13 protein-coding genes are annotated in these 16,013 nt (G+C 66.7%); 9 read left to right on the plus strand and 4 right to left on the minus strand.

The features are described from left to right. Positions 1-387 precede the first annotated feature (387 nt). The 4 genes from CYD53_RS30830 (at position 388) to CYD53_RS02225 (ending at position 4,812) form a co-directional block, all read left to right on the plus strand. Entirely contained in the window at positions 388-708 is a 321-nt protein-coding gene (locus tag CYD53_RS30830; RefSeq protein WP_103716669.1) for a DUF1127 domain-containing protein, read from the plus strand. Positions 709-767: 59 nt separating this feature from the next. Continuing rightward, complete coding sequence (locus tag CYD53_RS02215; RefSeq protein WP_245928039.1) at positions 768-1,610, plus strand: class I SAM-dependent methyltransferase; 843 nt, start codon at positions 768-770, stop codon at positions 1,608-1,610. Between the two features lie 450 nt (positions 1,611-2,060). Next, a complete protein-coding gene (locus tag CYD53_RS02220) occupies positions 2,061-3,041 on the plus strand; it encodes an ABC transporter substrate-binding protein (RefSeq protein WP_103716470.1) in 981 nt (326 codons plus the stop codon). 34 nt (positions 3,042-3,075) lie between these two features. Next, positions 3,076-4,812: an adenylate/guanylate cyclase domain-containing protein gene (locus CYD53_RS02225; RefSeq protein WP_103716471.1), complete on the plus strand. Its 1,737-nt coding sequence runs from the start codon at positions 3,076-3,078 to the stop codon at positions 4,810-4,812. A gap of 93 nt (positions 4,813-4,905) precedes the next feature. On the opposite strand, the gene CYD53_RS02230 is transcribed toward CYD53_RS02225, so the two are convergent. After that, positions 4,906-5,589, minus strand: a complete 684-nt coding sequence (locus CYD53_RS02230) for a Crp/Fnr family transcriptional regulator (RefSeq protein WP_103716472.1) — start codon at positions 5,587-5,589, stop codon at positions 4,906-4,908. 158 nt (positions 5,590-5,747) lie between these two features. Between CYD53_RS02230 and CYD53_RS02235 the strand changes: the two genes are divergently transcribed. The 4 genes from CYD53_RS02235 (at position 5,748) to CYD53_RS02250 (ending at position 10,323) form a co-directional block, all read left to right on the plus strand. Continuing rightward, complete coding sequence (locus CYD53_RS02235) at positions 5,748-6,059, plus strand: DUF1127 domain-containing protein (protein WP_103716473.1); 312 nt, start codon at positions 5,748-5,750, stop codon at positions 6,057-6,059. A gap of 382 nt (positions 6,060-6,441) precedes the next feature. Beyond that, entirely contained in the window at positions 6,442-8,196 is a 1,755-nt protein-coding gene (locus tag CYD53_RS02240) for an adenylate/guanylate cyclase domain-containing protein (RefSeq protein WP_181011675.1), read from the plus strand. A 58-nt stretch (positions 8,197-8,254) separates the two neighbouring features. After that, the gene (locus CYD53_RS02245; RefSeq protein WP_103716475.1) at positions 8,255-9,292 is read left to right on the plus strand and encodes a phosphatase PAP2 family protein; all 1,038 of its coding nucleotides are present in this window, start codon (positions 8,255-8,257) and stop codon (positions 9,290-9,292) included. Beyond that, positions 9,265-10,323, plus strand: coding sequence for a G1 family glutamic endopeptidase (locus CYD53_RS02250; RefSeq protein ID WP_181011676.1), 1,059 nt, complete (start codon positions 9,265-9,267; stop codon positions 10,321-10,323). The genes CYD53_RS02245 and CYD53_RS02250 overlap by 28 nt, the downstream gene beginning before the upstream one ends. Positions 10,324-10,352: 29 nt before the next feature. Here CYD53_RS02250 and CYD53_RS02255 read toward each other — a convergent pair whose 3' ends face one another. From CYD53_RS02255 to CYD53_RS02265, 3 genes are all read right to left on the minus strand, one after another. Then, entirely contained in the window at positions 10,353-13,436 is a 3,084-nt protein-coding gene (locus tag CYD53_RS02255; RefSeq protein WP_181011677.1) for a cyclic nucleotide-binding domain-containing protein, read from the minus strand. A 569-nt stretch (positions 13,437-14,005) separates the two neighbouring features. Beyond that, the gene (locus CYD53_RS30955) at positions 14,006-14,371 is read right to left on the minus strand and encodes a transposase (RefSeq protein ID WP_425428258.1); all 366 of its coding nucleotides are present in this window, start codon (positions 14,369-14,371) and stop codon (positions 14,006-14,008) included. Further along, the gene (locus CYD53_RS02265; RefSeq protein ID WP_245928041.1) at positions 14,372-14,965 is read right to left on the minus strand and encodes a TetR/AcrR family transcriptional regulator; all 594 of its coding nucleotides are present in this window, start codon (positions 14,963-14,965) and stop codon (positions 14,372-14,374) included. A 157-nt stretch (positions 14,966-15,122) separates the two neighbouring features. On the opposite strand from CYD53_RS02265, the gene CYD53_RS02270 reads away from it, so the two are divergent. Further along, positions 15,123-15,863 carry an SDR family NAD(P)-dependent oxidoreductase gene (locus CYD53_RS02270; protein ID WP_103716480.1) on the plus strand — a complete coding sequence of 247 codons (741 nt, stop codon included), beginning with the start codon at positions 15,123-15,125 and terminating at the stop codon, positions 15,861-15,863. Positions 15,864-16,013 lie beyond the last annotated feature (150 nt).

The following is a 16,013-nucleotide window of genomic DNA, read 5'->3' on the forward strand; positions in this document are numbered from 1 at the left end:
ATCACGACCTCCGTAAAACGGGAATCCCCTATTGAGTACGACTCCTAGCCCGGTTTGAGCGCCTTTGCCTGACTGTGGGTGGGGCGGCAGGCTCTGCGATCCGCCGCTGGCGCCACGCAATTCGACGCCACCAGCGAGACGGGTCCGAAGGGGATGCGGCCGTGACGAGAGGGCACGCATCCTCGTCACCCGGCCGCCCTCGTTCTTCGAATCGACCCCAATTCAACGCTGAATTCCCTTGTGTGCGACGCGTCACAGACGCTGTGCCCCTGAATCCGCGACAACGCCGCGCCACCGCCCAAGGAGGCGGCGGATTCAGCAATGGAGCGCCACATGTATGCGCTGACGAGCGACTTCCTCCACGATACCTACGAGCTGACCGATGCGATGCGCCCTCGCCGCAAGACGGTGCTCGACCGGCTGGCGGGACAACTGGCGATTGGGCAGATCTTCGGGGAGCAGTTCCTCTACGAGGTTCATGGTCCCTTCATCGCCCCCGATCCGGAACCAGCCCGGCGGCCCCTGACGACGCGGCTGATCAAAGCGCTGTCGGGCCGGCTGAGCGATATCGGACGCCAGCGCCGTCTGCGCCGTGCGGCCAATGAGTTGTCGCGCCTCGACGACCGGATGCTGAAAGACATCGGCATCTCGCGTTCGCAGATCGAGGCCGCTGCATTCGGCGCGCCGATCCGCGACCTCAGCCGATGAACCGCGGCGCCGCGCGCCGCCGAAGCCTGTCAGCACGCAACCCCACAGGGAGAGATCACATGTCCGCCCAACCCATGCTTCAGAGCCATGCCCCGCAGAACGTCGACTACGAGGTGCTCAAGGCCCGTCAGCACGGCGCCTGGTCGTCGGGAGATTATGCCGTCGTCGGGACCACCCTGCAGATCGTGGGCGAGCGCCTGTGCGAGGCGCTCGATCTGCGCGCGGGCCAGACCGTGCTCGATGTTGCCGCGGGCAACGGCAATGCCAGCCTGGCGGCAGCGCGCCGCTGGTGCGGCGTCACCAGCACGGACTATGTCGCAACCTTGCTGGACCGCGGCCGGGAGCGTGCCTCAGCCGAACGTCTCGAGATCAGCTTTCGCGAAGCCGATGCCGAAGCGTTGCCTTTCGCCGATGGCAGCTTCGACGCCGTCCTGTCGACCTTCGGCGTGATGTTCACGCCGGATCAGGAGCGCGCTGCCGGCGAAATGCTGCGTGTCTGCAAGCGTGGCGGCAAGATCGGCATGGCCAACTGGACGCCGGATGGCTTCATCGGCCATCTCTTCAAGACGATCGGCAAGCATGTTGCGCCCCCTCCCGGCGCGCGGTCGCCGGCGATGTGGGGAACCGAGGCTCGCCTGGCCGAGCTGTTCGGCCCGGCTGGCGGCGCCATCCAGGCGAGGCAGCGCGACTTCGTCTTCCGCTATCGCTCGCCGGAACACTGGCTCGAGGTCTTCAGGGGGTACTACGGACCCGTTCTCAAGGCTTTCGCGGCACTCACGCCGCCGGCCCAGTCGGCACTGGCGCATGATCTGATCGCGCTGGTCGGCCAGTTCAACCGATCGGGCGACGCGACCATGGTGGTGCCGAGCCGCTATCTCGAGGTCGTCGTCACACGGCGGTGAGATCGAATTCGTCCGGCCCTGCCCGCGCTGCTGCGCGGGCGGGCCATTGTGAGGTCTTCGCGCCCTGCGGCGGCCTGTCGTGCGCTATCGGAACCTGGCCGTGTCCGCCCGCCGGAGCGGATGGTGCCGGCTGTCGGCTCTCCCGATCTCCCGTCATGCCCGCTCAACTCTGCGGCCGCTGGACCGCTGGCCTTCGGCGCGCCTTGAACGGTGGCGATCCATAAGACGAGGCCCGCCGCGCGACTTGCGGGGGCGGATCGATCCGCGGCGATCATCGTGACCTCGCTCAAGCCAGCCGGATCCGGTCGGCGGCTTTCGCAACGCAGGCCAGCCCGCTATGCTGGGCTGGAGCCCCGGGGCCACATCGAGCATTCCGGGCTCACAGGCGATGTCGGTCGGGAGGGGACGGCCGTGCGTTTCATGCCCTGCGCTTCTGGCCAGGCCGATCGAATGACGCGGCGCGATGTCATCGCACTCATCGGCGCGGCGGCAGTGTGGGCTGTCCCCGCTCGCGCGCAGCAGCAGGCCAGGCCGGTCATCGGCTATCTCGGCTCCGAATCCCCCGAGCCCTACGCCAGTCGCCTCGTCGCCTTTCGCGAAGGCCTGGCGGAAACCAGCTATGTCGAGGGGCGCGATGTCACGATCGATTTTCGATGGGCGGAAGGTCAGTACAGCCGATTGCCGGCGCTCGCGAGGGATCTCGCGGGCCGTGAGGTCACTGTCATCGTCGCACCGGGCGGCGCGGAGGTTGCGCTCGCCGCAAGATCGGCGACCGCGAAGATCCCGATCGTTTTCGAGCTGGGCGGCGATCCCGTCGCCCTCGGCCTGGTCGCCAGCCTGTCCCGGCCGGGCGGCAATCTCACGGGCGTGACGAGCCTGAGCGTGGAGGTCTCGCGCAAGCGGCTGGAGTTCATGAGCGAATTGTTCCCGGCAGCCAAAACCTTTGCCGTGGCCGTCAATCCGACCAGCCCGACCTCGGGCTCGCAATCGAAGAATCTTCGCGCGGCCGCGGACAGTCTTGGGCTGCAGCTGCGCATCTTGACCGCCAGCAGCGAACCGGAATTGGAGGCCATGTTCACCGCCGTTCGCGAGATGCGGGCGGGTGGGTTGGTCTTCACCTCCGATCCCTATTTCGCCTATCGCAGCGGGCGGCTTGCCGCGCTGGCGATCCGTCACGGGGTGCCGGCGATCACCCAGACCCGGGACTTCCCCATTGCCGGCGGACTGATGAGCTATGGCGGCGACTTTCAGCAGTCGCACCGTCACACCGGCATCTATGCCGGCCGTATCATCAAGGGCGAGAGGCCGTCCGATCTGCCGGTCCAGCGCGTGACCAGGGTGGAGCTGTTCGTCAACCTCAAGGCGGCCAACAGGCTCGGGCTGGCCCTCCCGCCGTGGCTCCTGAGCAGTGCCGACGTCGTGATCGAATAATCCTGGCCGGAAAGCCGGCGCATGAGCTGACACGGTGACCCCATCGCCACCCGCCCCACGGAGCTCGCTCTTCGCGAAGTATTTTCTCGCGTTGTTCGCGGCGGTCGTCGTGCCGCTTCTCATCGCCGGCGGGAGCGAGGCGTGGTTTGGTCATCACGACCAGCGGGCCAGACTGAACGACCTTCTCGATGCGGAAGCCCGCGCTTCCGCTGCGAAGATCCAGGACTTCATCGACGGGATCCGCGATCAGCTCGCATGGACCGTGCAACTACCGTGGTCGGACAGCATCGACGAACGGCGCAGGCTCGATGTTTTTCGCCTTCTGGGTCAGGTCCCCGCGGTCGCCAGCCTGACCCTCGTCGACGCCACCGGACGGGAGCGCCTGTTCGTGTCGCGCATCGGTCTGAACAGGATCGAGGGCGGCTTCGATCACTCGGCCAATCCCGCGTTCACGAGCGTCCGCTCGGGCCGCGCCTGGTTCGGTCCGGTCACGTTCCATGCCGGCTCCGAACCCTTCATGACCATTGCGGTGGCCGGCAACCGCGCGGCGGTGGGCGTGGTCGTCGCCGAGGTCAACCTCAAACTGATCTGGGACGTGATCTCGGCGATCCGGGTCGGACGAACCGGGGAGGCGTTCGTGCTCGATCGGCCGGGGCGCCTCATCGCTCATCCCGATATCAGCCTTGTTCTGCGAGCCGACGAGACGGCGACACGGCCGCTCCAGGCCCTGCGGGCGCGCATCGTCGCGCGAAACGGCCAGGCCGTCTCCGGACGTGACATCACAGGACAGACGGTCCTCGCGGCGATGGCGCAGATTCCTGGAGTCGACTGGAGTGTCGTCGTCAAGCAGCCCGTCACCGAAGCCTTCGGGCCCATCTATGCGGCGCTGTGGCGTACGGGCGCGTTGCTCATCGGCGGCGCCGGCCTCGCGGCGGCGCTCGCCTACTGGCTGACACAGCGCATGGTCGGACCGATCCGCCTCCTCGAGGACGGCGTCGCACGGATTGGCGCCGGGCAATTCGACCACCGGATCGAGCTCGCCACGGGCGACGAATTCGAGCGGCTCGCGACGCGCTTCAACGAGATGGCCGGCGAATTGGCGGTGTCGCAGGAGCGCTCGGAGCGCATCGGCCGGCTCAAGCGGTTTCTTGCGCCACAGGTGGCCGAGTTGGTCGAGCGGACGGGCGACGACGGCGTGCTCGAGGGCCGACGCATCGAGGTGGTGGTGGTGTTTGGCGATCTGCGGGGGTTCACCGCCTTCTCGGCGCGCGCCGAACCCGAAACGGTCATGCGCTTCCTCAGCGACTACTACGACGCTCTGGACAGGGTGGTCAGCGACCACGGGGCCACGCTGACGAACTTCTCCGGCGACGGGATGATGGTGCTGCTCAACGCTCCGGTGTCCTGTCCCGATCCGGCTTTGCGCGCCATCCATATGGCGCGCGACATGCAGATGAGCGTGCAATCCCTTCTGCTCGACCGGCGGGTGCTCGACCACCGACTCGGCTTCGGCGTGGGGCTCGCAATGGGCCCCGCGACGGTCGGGCGTATCGGCTCCGAAGGCCGGCTCGACTACACCGCGATCGGCACCGTTGTGAACCTCGCATCGCGACTATGCGCGAGTGCGGGCGATACCGAAATTCTCGTCGATGCGGTCGCCGCGAACGCTGTCGGCGGGCGCGCGCCTCTCGTCGAACTGAAGGCGCGGGCCTTGAAAGGTTTCGACCAGCCCGTTCGGGTGTTCGCCGCCGTGACCGGCGAAGGCAGATAGGCGTACCGCGAAGCGACCCTCGCTCGGCCATCGTGCCGCCTCGTCCGGCGGCTCGCATATTCGGTGCCGCGAGTGGCGGCAACGCTGCGGCGCTCAGACGGCATCGACCTTCGCCAGCCGCCGGAAATCGTCGAAATCGTGGATCACCAGTCGTCCTCGCGCCAAGGAGATGATTCCAGTGCGCTTCCAGGACTGAAGCTGGCGATTGACCGTTTCTCGCGTCACGCCGGTGAGGGACGCCAGTTCCTCCTGGGATACACGGACCTCCGCCCCATAGTCGGCGGCGAGCATCAGAATGCGTCGCGCAAGCCGGATGGCGGCGGGCAGGAACGCCGTTTCCTCCATGCGGCCGATGACATCGCGCAGCCGAGCGCAGAGGAGGCCGATCAGTTGCTGCGTGATCGAAGGCTCGCGATCGAGCAGGCTTAGAAAGTCGCGTCGCGGCAGGAAGAACATGTCGGTGTCCTCCATCGCCACCGCATCGGCGGTCCGGGGCCGGCCGTCGAGCAGCGCGATTTCACCGAAGACATCGCCACCGCCGAGGAGGTTCATGGTCATCTGCTGGCCGCGATCATCCGTCGTTCCGATGCGGATCAGGCCGCGCCGAATGGCGTAGAGCCCGTCGCTCGGGTCGCCTTTCAGGAACAGGACCTCCCGCGAGGCGAGGTGCCGCTGCCGGCAGATCGCCGCGATCTTCTCGAGGGCGTCCTGTGCGAAGCCCGCAAAGAAGGGATTCGCGGACAGGAGACTCACAATGCGATGGGGGGCATCGTTCATCGGTGGCCTCCGGAAACGGCTCGCGCCCGCGCTGGCCGCAGCTTCTGTGATCCGGCGCACAGAACCTCTGGCCCGAACTGGGCGAAAACCCCAGCCGATCGACCGCCGCGACCGTGTTGGACGGTCATGCGCGAGCCGATCCTACGGGGAGCGTCACAATGCCGAATGGTCTGGACCGTCACAACACGACCTTGAAACTAACAGCTCTCGAACCGCTGCGCGAGGTCGCGCCCAAGGCGCAGAGGGGGGAGTGCCCGTTCCTGGCGCGGATATCCCGCGCCGTCCGGAGGCTGTGCCAGGGGCCGATCCAGGCGCCCGGAAGCCAACGCTCCCGCGACGGCGCAGCCCCCCTCGACGACAGGACGCTGAGCGACATCGGCCTGTCGCGCATGGAGGCGCGCGACTGGGCGCCGCCAGTGTCCGGAAAGCGCCGCCCTGTCTTGCCCGGATCGTTCCGGCCCGGCTACTGACATGGCCTTCGTCACCATCACCGCGCGACGGGGATCGGGCGAGGCCCGTACCGGGGCGCTTTTCCACCGGGCCGGGCTGCCGGTCCCCGGCGCAGGTGGCGATCCCGCGCACCGTGTCGGCGGCGGGGCGTTCGCCCGGGACGGCCGGCGTGCATCCAGCGTTCTCGGCAGCTGCGTAGGCAACGGTCGCCGCGTCGACCCTACGGGCTCATCGCCCGCCTCCGATCTGCCGGCCAATGCGTTCATGCGGAAGCCCGTGTGGGTGGACCCGGGGACGCTCTCATGCCAGCATTCGGGCAAGCTTGAGCTCTCGCTTGCGGCCATGAATGCAATGGCGCGCGATGCGCGGGCTGAGCGGGGACGCGAGAGCCTCGTAGCGAAGATGCAACGCCATCTGGCCGCCATCCTCTCGGCCGACGTGGTCGGTTACACGCGCCTCAGCGAGGCGGCGGAGGAGGCGACGCATCATCGCCTGATGAGCCTGCGCGCCAGCCTGATCGATCCCTGCGTGCGCGAGCATGGCGGACGCATCGTCAAGCACACCGGCGACGGTTTCCTGGCCACCTTCGACAGTGCGCCCGCCGCTGCCAGTTGCGCCCTTTCGCTGCAGCGCGCGCTGACCGCCGCGACGGCCGATCAGCCCGCCGCGCTGCGCATCGCATTTCGCATGGGCATCAACCTCGCCGACATCATCCTCGACAACGACGACATCTTCGGCGATGGCGTCAACGTCGCCGCCAGGCTGCAATCCTACGCGGAAGCCGGGGATGTGATCGTCTCGGAAGGGGTTTTCGAGAAGGTCGATGAAGCGACAAAGTCGCTCGGCTTCGACATGGGCGAGATCTTCTTGCGCAATCATGAGCGGCCGGTGCGGGTCTTCGCCCTGCGACCGGGCCCGGGGGCGCTGCCGACCCGCAAGATCGGCGAGAGCCATGCCGGCACTGACGCCAGGGCGTCGATCGCCATTCTTCCGTTCCGCGTGAACAGCACCCGGTCCGGCAAGTCCTTCGTCGCCGACGGCGTCGTCGACTCGATCATCCATTCCCTTTCGGGGCACAAGGAACTGTTCGTCATCTCGCGCGGGTCGACGCTGCAATATGGCCAGCGCCGGATCGACCCGGTCACGGTCGGTCGCAAGCTCGGCGTTCGCTACGTCATGGACGGCGCCGTCTCGCTCTCCAACGGGCGCATACGGATCAGCACGGAACTCATCGCCAACGAAAACGGCGCCGTCGTCAGCGCAGACCACTATGACGGCAAGATGAGCGAGCTGTTCGATCTGCAGGACCGCATCTCCCTGAAGTTGGCGACAACCATCGCGCCCCATATTCGCGAGCGCGAGCTGCGGCGCACCTTGCGGAAGCACCCGCAGAACCTGACCGGCTACGACCTGCTGCTGCAAGCACGCGACCTGCTCTACAAGATGGATGCAGACAGCTTCGCACGCGCCGGCGGGCTGCTGCAGCAGGCCATGGCGCTGGACCCCTCCTATGCGCCGCCCTTCACTTATGCAGCGCTCTGGCACGTTTTCCGGGTCGGCGAGCTCGGCTCGCCCGACCCCGACGGCGACGCCAGGGCTGCGGCGGAGCGGGCGCTGGCCGCAATCGAGCGCGATGGCAACGATGCGCTGGCGCTGGCGATCTACGGCCATGTCCAGGCCTTCCTCTTGCGCGACACCGTTACGGCGCAGCGCTTCCTCGATCGGGCAATCGATGCGGGGCCGAGCGTGGCGATGGCCTGGACGATGAGCAGCGCGACGCGTGGTTTCGTCGGAAATGGCCCGCTGGCGGTCCTGCACGGTGAACAGGGGCAACGCCTTGCTCCCGCCGATCCTTACCGGTTCTGGCATGAAGGCATTCTGGCCCAGGCCCATTACATCAGCGGCGACTACGACCAGGCGATCGACTGGGCGCGCAGCGCCGTCGCCCACAACCCATCGATCCGCTTTACGCTTCGCACGCTTGCCGCCAGCCTGGCCGCAGCGGGCCGACAGGCGGAGGCCGCGAGCGCGGCCGATCGCCTGCTGTTGCTCCAGCCGGATTTCCGGCTGACCTCCTACGCGCCGCGCTGTCCGTTCGTGCCGTCGATCCTCGAGCCATGGATCGGCCATCTTCGGCGCGCCGGATTGCCGGATTGAAGCCAAGTCAGGATTTGTCGCAACGCGAGTCAGCAACACTTAATGCGGGGGCTCAGACATGACCGGCAATACAGGCAACACCGGCAATACGGGGAACACAGGCAATACCGGGAACGCCGGCATCAACGGCGATGTCGGAGGCGGTTGGGTTCTGCCCGACAGGGGCGACTTTCCCTTCGTCATGGAGACCGACGACACCGATACGCGGATCAGGACGCTGCGTCGGGCCGTTCATATCCGCGACGAAACAACAACGGGAGCGAGAAAAAGGATCAGGTTCCGCAGCGCCGATACGCCGAATGCCCCGTCGGTGGCGTTTGACGACAACAACTGGGCCGGGCGCTGGTACGCGTTTCGCGTCCTCAAACCCTTCGCCGCGCAGGATTGGGATACTGTCGCCCTGCACAATGAACTGGCCGATATCCTGCTTGGCCTGAAAGAGCCCGAAGACGCAGCCATGCCCGGCGGCAAGAGCAGACGTGAGGCGGAGCACGATCTCCTCGTCGCGATGGCGCGCGACGAGCGCGCCTCCGCCCTGGGCGAGATTCTGGCCCAGGACGTCGAGTTCATCACCGCCTTCATGGAAGCGCTGGCGATGACCCCCGGCTCGCATCCCCGCACCTTCCGCGTCCTGCACATCGCCAGCCTGATCGGGTCGTTCGCGGCCCTGCATTTCAAGGACGAGTTCAATCGGCCGCGCCCGTCCTGGGAATTCCCGGCGCTGATGCCGCCGGTGCCGGTTCCGGGACATTCGTCCTACCCGAGCGGGCATGCGACGCAGGCGCATCTGATGGCGCTCTGCGTGAGCCATATGCTGGGTCTCGTTTCGCCGCCTCTGCCGGCAGCCGATATCGGCGCGGTGGGCGCGACGCTGACTGCCCTGGCGCGCCGGATCGCGCGCAATCGCGAGATCGCGGGCCTGCACTTCCGTAGCGATTCCCAGGCTGGACAAGCCCTGGCGCGGGCCGTCTTCGCGCTTCTGACCAAATGCAACGGCGATCCGCAGATTCCTGGCAACTATGCGATACCGCCTTTCGCCCGGGCGGTCATCGCCGCCGCAAGACGGGAATGGGATCCGGCCAGGGGGTTCCCATGATGGCAGGCGAACCTCACGACAAGCTGCCCCCGGGAGGCGGCGGGGCCGCTGCGGCGGGAGGCATCGCAGCCTGTCCACTGCCGCCAGAAGGGTTCGATCCGGAGACGGCGCAAGACGAGGAACTGGCGCGCTATGGACTGCCGATCCAACGGGCGATGGCCCGGAATCCGGCGGCGAGCGCGTTCCGGCGCGCCTTTCTGCAGCGACGGCCGGGCGGACCGCCCTTGCGCTTCCTTCTTGCCCAGGGGCCTGGCGCCGGGGCGCCGCCGAGCGGCGTTCGGCCGATCGCGGCGATCACGACCTGGCCAGCGCACAAGAGCGTCAACTGGTCGGGCGGCTATGTCGCGCCGTGCGAGGGCCGTAGCTTCGTCTCCGTCATGGGCGCCTGGACCGTCCCCGCGGTCTCCGCGCCGCCAGGCGGGACCGCCACGGACTATCGAAGCTCCACCTGGCTCGGGCTTGATGGGCAGAAATCTTACCTGGACTCGTCGCTTCCCCAGACCGGCACGCTGCAGAAATGGGTCACGAGCCCGGTTGCGAGGGCGGAATACTCGGCCTGGTTCCAATGGTGGGCCCGCGGCCAGGACAATCCCCAGTACGATCTGCCGCTGCCCGTGGCGGCCGGCGACGAGATTCGCGCGATCATCAGCGCGCTCGATGAAACAACGGTTCTCGTCGGCCTGAGAAACGTCACACAGGACGCGATCACGGCCTTCTTCGCGTTCGCGCCGGCGGGCCGTCGCATCAGCGGGGCGACCGCCGAATGGATCATGGAACGCCCCAGCCCGATGGGATCGGACGGATGGGAGGCCTATGAGCTTCCGGTCTATGCGCGGTTCGCCTTCTCCGGCTGCGTCGCCGAGTCGATTGCCCCCGGGAGGGCGGATCTGCAGGATCATGAGCTGGAGGGCGCGCGGCTGATACGGATGTACAAGCTCAATACCGATCCGACCAGCGTCCGCACGATCTCGACTGCGCGCCGTATCCTGGCGCCCGCCCCGAGGCTCGAAATGACCTATATCGGGCCGTAGCCGAAAGGGGCAGGCCATGGGCGCAAGGCTCAGGGAGCCTGCCGGCCGCCCTTCCGGTCGGGCTGGCTGACAACGGCGATATGGTCCTGAAGCCGCTTGACCATCAGCCGCATGACGGACTGCGCCATTGCGGGGAATTCGGCCAGCAGCGCGTGAAAGACCTCCTTGCGCAGCTTCAGCACCTCGACGGGAGAGGTTGCGATGATCGTCGCCGAGCGCGCATCGCCCGTGACCAGTCCCATTTCGCCGATGATCGCGTTCTGGGAGAGGCTCGATATCCGCACGGGATCCTTGCCGTCGGATGCGGTCATGACATCGACCGTGCCCGAGAGCAGCACATAGGCAGCATCGGATTCGTCACCCTGCCGAAACAGCACATCGCCTGCGGCAAAGACGGTGCGCTCGCTGGTGAAGGCGAGTAGCTTCAGCCGGGCCGTATCGAGATCGCCGAAGATCGGCACGGCGCGCAGGATCCGGATCTCGTCATTGTCGATCGCGGCTGCGCGGTCCGGCCCGGCCCCGGAGGGGGCCAGCCGGCTCCGGGTCGATACGGCTCCCGCGGCCTCCCGCGGGACGGCCAACCTCGGCCCGTCGAAGGCGACATGCAGATCGTAGCCGTGCTCGTGACCCATATCGCGGCCTGCGACGATCAGCGTCCTGCCGGTCATCGCGGCCCGGATGCGATCCAGAATCTGCCGTGCTTCGGTTTGACCGAAAGCGCCGAAGGCGTGGTTGAGGATCAGCAATTGCGGCCGCTTGATAAGGCAGCGGGCGAGCGCGATCTGGGCTTTCATCGCCGGGAACAGCAGCCGGCCCGCATAGCCCGCGGGCTGATCGAGGCCCCATCGATAGACGTCTCCGTCCAGGCCAAGCTCCGTGAGCGTATCGCGGAGGACCTCGTCGGCGGCATCGTGCGCCACTAGTCCGAACAGGAGATTGTCGCGCAGGGACGCCGCCGGACAGTAGCGTTCGGGGTCATAGAAGGCGATCGAATTTGCCGGATCCGACGAGGCCCTTTCACGAAATGCGGACCGGGCCGCCAGAATGCGCGCCTCGACGGCCTTTTCCAGCAGGCCGAGACGATGACGCGGTTCGACATAGAGAAAGGCCAGCCCAATCAGTCTCGTGCGGTCGGCCTCGCTGCCGGCGCCGGCCTCGATCCGGCCGAGCACCTCGCGGTACTCCTGGAAATCCTCGGCCGCGATGAAGGAAAACTGCTCGAACAGCACATGACCGGGGGCGAGATCGCGAAAGATCTCCAGCATCGTCGCGGCGATACGCCGCCCGATCCCGGTCAGGGTCTCGGTCAGGGCCAGCTCGTCCAGAACCCGTCGCGTCATGGCGTGGCTGGCCAGCCGTGAGCCGACCAGGGCGGGCTCGACCGGCACGCCGAAGAGAATGTTCTCGCCGATCGTCGCATTGCGCGTATAGCGGGCCGGATCATAGGGCTCGATCACGGCGCCGCGCGCGACGAGCCGGGTGCGGACGCTGGCGCGGATTTCCGCAATGCGATGCACCACAGCGGCCGAGCTGCCGGGATCGACTTTGCGCGACAGCCCGAACCGGAATACCGCGTCGGCAAGCCCGACGATCCGCAGGATCTCGACCAGCCGCAGGGCCAGTTCCGCCTCGTCGGCGGCATCGGCCCGGCGATGGTCGATGGACCAGTCGGCCAGGTCTTGCGCGCCGGATCCGACGCGGCGCAGGCCGTAGAGAATGTTGTCCCGCAGGCTGCCGTCGAGAACGACGGGTTCCGGGCCGAGATAGGCGATCGCGCGACCGCGCGCCTCGGGCGACAGCGCCGATATCGGGATCCCGGCAAGGGTCAGGGATCCATCGCTCGTGCCGAGCCGGCCGCCTAGCACCTGCGCAAGGATGCCCGCCCCTGCGTCCGCTTCGCCCGACAGCGCGATCTGCCGTTGCAGCGGAAGCGACAGCGAGACCCGATCGAGCACGTGATCGCCCATCGGGTTCACCACCGTGAGCCCTTGCGCGACGATCAGGCCCGTGGCGGGCAGAGCCAAGTCCCCATCCGCGCCGGCCGGGCTTGGGGAGGGCGCCTCGCCCTTCAGCGGGAAAAGCTCGGCCACCTGCTGGAACTTGGCCGCGACATCGAGCCGCTGCTGGTCCCAGTCGATCAGATCCTTCACCGGCGGCGGCAGATCGCGATATGCGGCGATGACGGCAACGAGCTGGCCGAGATCCAGGCGCCCGCTGAGGGCGAAATAGCCGCCGACGGCGTAAAACAGGAAAGGCGTGACCTGTGCCAGCAGGTTGTTCAGGGCCTTGACCGCGAATTTCCGTCCGTAGAGCCGGTACCGAATGTGGAAGAGCAGTTCCAGCCGCCGCGCGACCTGGTTCTTTTCGACAGCGGATGTTCCATGGTTCGCGACTTCGTCGATCGCTTCGACCACCTCGCCGATCTTGCCGGCCAGGGCCCGCGACGCGATCTGCCGCTGTTTGCCGAGACGAATCTGCTCGCGTCGCAGGTGCGGAATGATGGCGCCCTGTACCAGGACCATGCCTGCCGCAATCAGGCCAAGGGCGAGGTTCTGGATCAGGATGAAGACCAGTGCGGTCAGTGCCTGGCCGCCGAGAAAGACGGGTTGGACGAAGGCGTCGCCGACGAACCCTCCGATGGGCTCGACCTCGTCCTTTATGATCGTCGCAGCTTCGGAAGGCTTGATCCGGTGGAGCGCATCGGGCCTGGAATGCAGCAGCGCCGAGAACAGCTCGAAGCGCAGGCGCTGCAACAGCCGCTCGCCCAGCGCCCCCTTGCGCATGTTCACGACGAACTTGAACAGACCATTGATCAGGACGAGCAGCAGGAACAGTCCCGATAGCGAAAGCAGATAGGACAGCCGGTCGAGCCAGACCCCCTCGAAGACCATGCGCGGGCCACCGAGTGCTTTCGGCAGATCCAGCGTGATGTGAAACAGCCTGGCGGTTTCACGTCCATCCTCGAAAGCTCGTCCCTGAAGCGCATTCGAAATGATATATTTCGGCAAGTCCAATGAAAAATAATAGAATGGAAACGATACGGCGACAATGCAGAGTATCTTGATCTGCTCGCGGCGGCTATTGCGCCAGATGTAGTCGAATATTCCGATCATGATCATCATTTCTTTGATGTCGACACGATCTACATCGAATTAAATTTCTGCTTGCGATGCCAGAACAGAATATCGGCCGTCGCTTTCGCGTCTTTGCGTGCCATGTCGCTCCTGACGCAAACGCTGGATCAGGCGATCCGAAAGAAGGGCAGGACGTTCGGTCGCCCTCTCATGCAATGATGAGCGCCGGCGAATGCGCGTCAGGCTGCAGGGACCGTTGCGTCGCCAGCGTACCAGATCGACTGAGTGCAAGTCAGTGGATTTCTCGGTCATTATCCTCGAATGTGATCAATTCCGGCTTCGATGGCGCTGCCCCACGACAGCAATGAGGGCTGCGCTGCGGGCGGTGTATAGCAGTGCTGGCGGGCTGGGCCGACTTCGAACGCATCGGTTGGCGCTCGCGGCGAAGACGCCGGTCGGTAGAGGGAGCGGCCTGGGCGCGGACTCTATTGAGCGCAACCATATCCTTGCTGATGCGAGGGCAACGGCCGCGAGGAAGTTGGTTGCGTGTTTCTCGAAGCGCGTGGCGATGCGGCGGAACTGCTTGAGTTTGCAGAAGAACCGCTCGATCAGATTGCAGCGTCGGTAGAGGTCTGGCGGGACGGTGCGTTGCTGGCGGCCCCCCGGCTCTGGGTCGGGATATGGGCCTGGCCACCGCGTGCGGCGATCCGCTCGACCAGGGCGAGGCTGTCGTCGCCGCGACCGGCACCCACTGCGCCGGGCGGCAGCGCATCCAGCCGCACCGGGGCCGCCGTCTTGTCGGAGGCCTGGCCGGGTGTGATGTGCAGGCGGACCGGCAGGCCGTCCTGATCGACGACGGCGTGGATTTTCGTGCTCAGTCCGCCGCGAGAACGGCCAAGGGCGTGATCCTCGCCCCCTTCTTTCCACCGGCGGCGTGCTGGCGGGCCCGGACGACTCCTTGATGAGAGGCGGATTCAGATTTCAGACGGAGTCACCTTGTGACTCCGTCTGAAATCATCCGGCTCTAGGACGAGCCCGCTCCAGGCTGCCATGGCGGCCTGGGCGATGGCCTCCAATTGGGCGCGCGTGGCGCCGTCGCGCGCGCGCAGCGACATGCCCTGCTGCACCGTGACGTAGAAGTTCGCGATCGTCTCGGTGTCGGTCGCGGCCGGCAATTCGCCGCTTTCGACCGCCGCTCGCAGCCGCTGCGTGAAGCTTTCGACCGCCCGCTCGCGCACGCCGCGCAAATCGGCGCGGAGCGCCTCGCTCGCGCCGGCGGCATGGACCACCGCCAGCACGATCATGCAGCCGGCCGGTTTGCCCGGCCGCGTGAACATCGCAGCTGAGCGCATCAGGAAGGTTTCGATCGCGGCCCGGGCCGTCGGGGCTTCGGCGACCGCCTGGGCCAGTTCCTTGCCGTCGCAGGCCTCGTATAGCGCCATCGCCTCGCGATAGAGCGCCTCCTTGCTGCCGAAGGCGGCGTAGAGGCTGGGCGAGCCGATGCCCATCGCCTCGGTCAGATCACCCATCGAGGTGCCTTGGAAGCCGTGGCGCCAGAACAGATCCATGGCGCGGCGCAGCGCCTCCTCGCGATCAAAGCTTCTCGGTCTGCCGCGCTCGGACATGATCACCCGTTTTGTGCCAAGCGATACATAAATCGCTTGACCCGCGCCTGCAAGCGCCGCAAGGATTTCTGTGTCGAACGGCACAGAAAGGGAATTTCTCATGGAACGGCTGATCGGGAAGAAGGCGCTGGTGACCGGTGGGAGCCGCGGCATCGGCGCGGCGATCGCGCTGCGGCTGGCGCAGGAAGGCGCCGATGTCGTGCTGACCTATGAGCGCTCGCAGGACAAGGCGCAGGCGGTGGTGAGCCAGGTCGAGGCGCTGGGGCGCAAGGGTTTCGCGCTCGCGGCCGACAGCGCCGATCCCGAGGCGGTGAAGGCCGGCGTCGGCAAGGCCGCTGCTCTGCTGGGTGGCCTCGATATCCTGGTCAACAATGCCGGCATCTTCCGTGGCGGACCGGTTGCGGAGTGGAGCCTTGCCGATATCGACGCGACGCTGGCGGTGAATATCCGCGCCGTCGTGCTGGCGTCGCAGGCGGCTGCCGCCCATCTCGGCGAGGGCGGGCGCATCATCTCGATCGGCTCATGCCTGGCCGAGCGCGTGATCGAGCCCGGCGTCTCGCTCTACGCGATGAGCAAGGCGGCGCTGATCGGCTTCACCAAGGGCCTGGCGCGCGATCTTGGGCCGCGCGGGGTCACCGTCAACATCGTCCATCCCGGTTCGACCGACACCGACATGAATCCGGCTGCCGGCGAACGGGCCGATGCGCAGCGCGCCAAGATGGCGATCCCGCGCTATGGCAAGCCGGAGGATATCGCCGGGCTCGTGGCCTATCTCGCCAGCGAGGAAGCGCGCTTCGTGACCGGCGCCGGTTTCGCCATCGATGGCGGCGTCAACACCTAGAGCATTTCCACGTTTCTCCGAAACGCGGAAATGCTCTAGTCCCTTGTTTCAACACGTTTTATTCACGCGAACCGGTGTCCACTTCGCTCGAAGACGCTTTGGACGCGATCCCCCCAGAGCAACGGCGGCTCAGTTCAGCAGGCAGAAGCC

Origin of the sequence: Allobosea psychrotolerans, assembly GCF_002917105.1 — a bacterium.
In the GTDB taxonomy this organism is placed as follows: domain Bacteria; phylum Pseudomonadota; class Alphaproteobacteria; order Rhizobiales; family Beijerinckiaceae; genus Allobosea; species Allobosea psychrotolerans.

Bases quoted from the DNA above. Each gene is read 5' to 3' on its own strand.
- CYD53_RS30830 (WP_103716669.1), top strand. From the start codon at position 388: ATGCGCCCTCGCCGCAAGACGGTGCTCGACCGGCTGGCGGGACAACTG.
- CYD53_RS02220 (WP_103716470.1), top strand. From the start codon at position 2,061: ATGACGCGGCGCGATGTCATCGCACTCATCGGCGCGGCGGCAGTGTGG.
- CYD53_RS02235 (WP_103716473.1), top strand. From the start codon at position 5,748: ATGCCGAATGGTCTGGACCGTCACAACACGACCTTGAAACTAACAGCT.
- CYD53_RS02270 (WP_103716480.1), top strand. From the start codon at position 15,123: ATGGAACGGCTGATCGGGAAGAAGGCGCTGGTGACCGGTGGGAGCCGC.
- CYD53_RS02215 (WP_245928039.1), top strand. From the start codon at position 768: ATGTCCGCCCAACCCATGCTTCAGAGCCATGCCCCGCAGAACGTCGAC.
- CYD53_RS02265 (WP_245928041.1), bottom strand. From the start codon at position 14,965: ATGGATCTGTTCTGGCGCCACGGCTTCCAAGGCACCTCGATGGGTGAT.
- CYD53_RS02240 (WP_181011675.1), top strand. From the start codon at position 6,442: ATGCAACGCCATCTGGCCGCCATCCTCTCGGCCGACGTGGTCGGTTAC.
- CYD53_RS02245 (WP_103716475.1), top strand. From the start codon at position 8,255: ATGACCGGCAATACAGGCAACACCGGCAATACGGGGAACACAGGCAAT.
- CYD53_RS02230 (WP_103716472.1), bottom strand. From the start codon at position 5,589: ATGAACGATGCCCCCCATCGCATTGTGAGTCTCCTGTCCGCGAATCCC.
- CYD53_RS02250 (WP_181011676.1), top strand. From the start codon at position 9,265: ATGGGATCCGGCCAGGGGGTTCCCATGATGGCAGGCGAACCTCACGAC.
- CYD53_RS02255 (WP_181011677.1), bottom strand. From the start codon at position 13,436: ATGATCGGAATATTCGACTACATCTGGCGCAATAGCCGCCGCGAGCAG.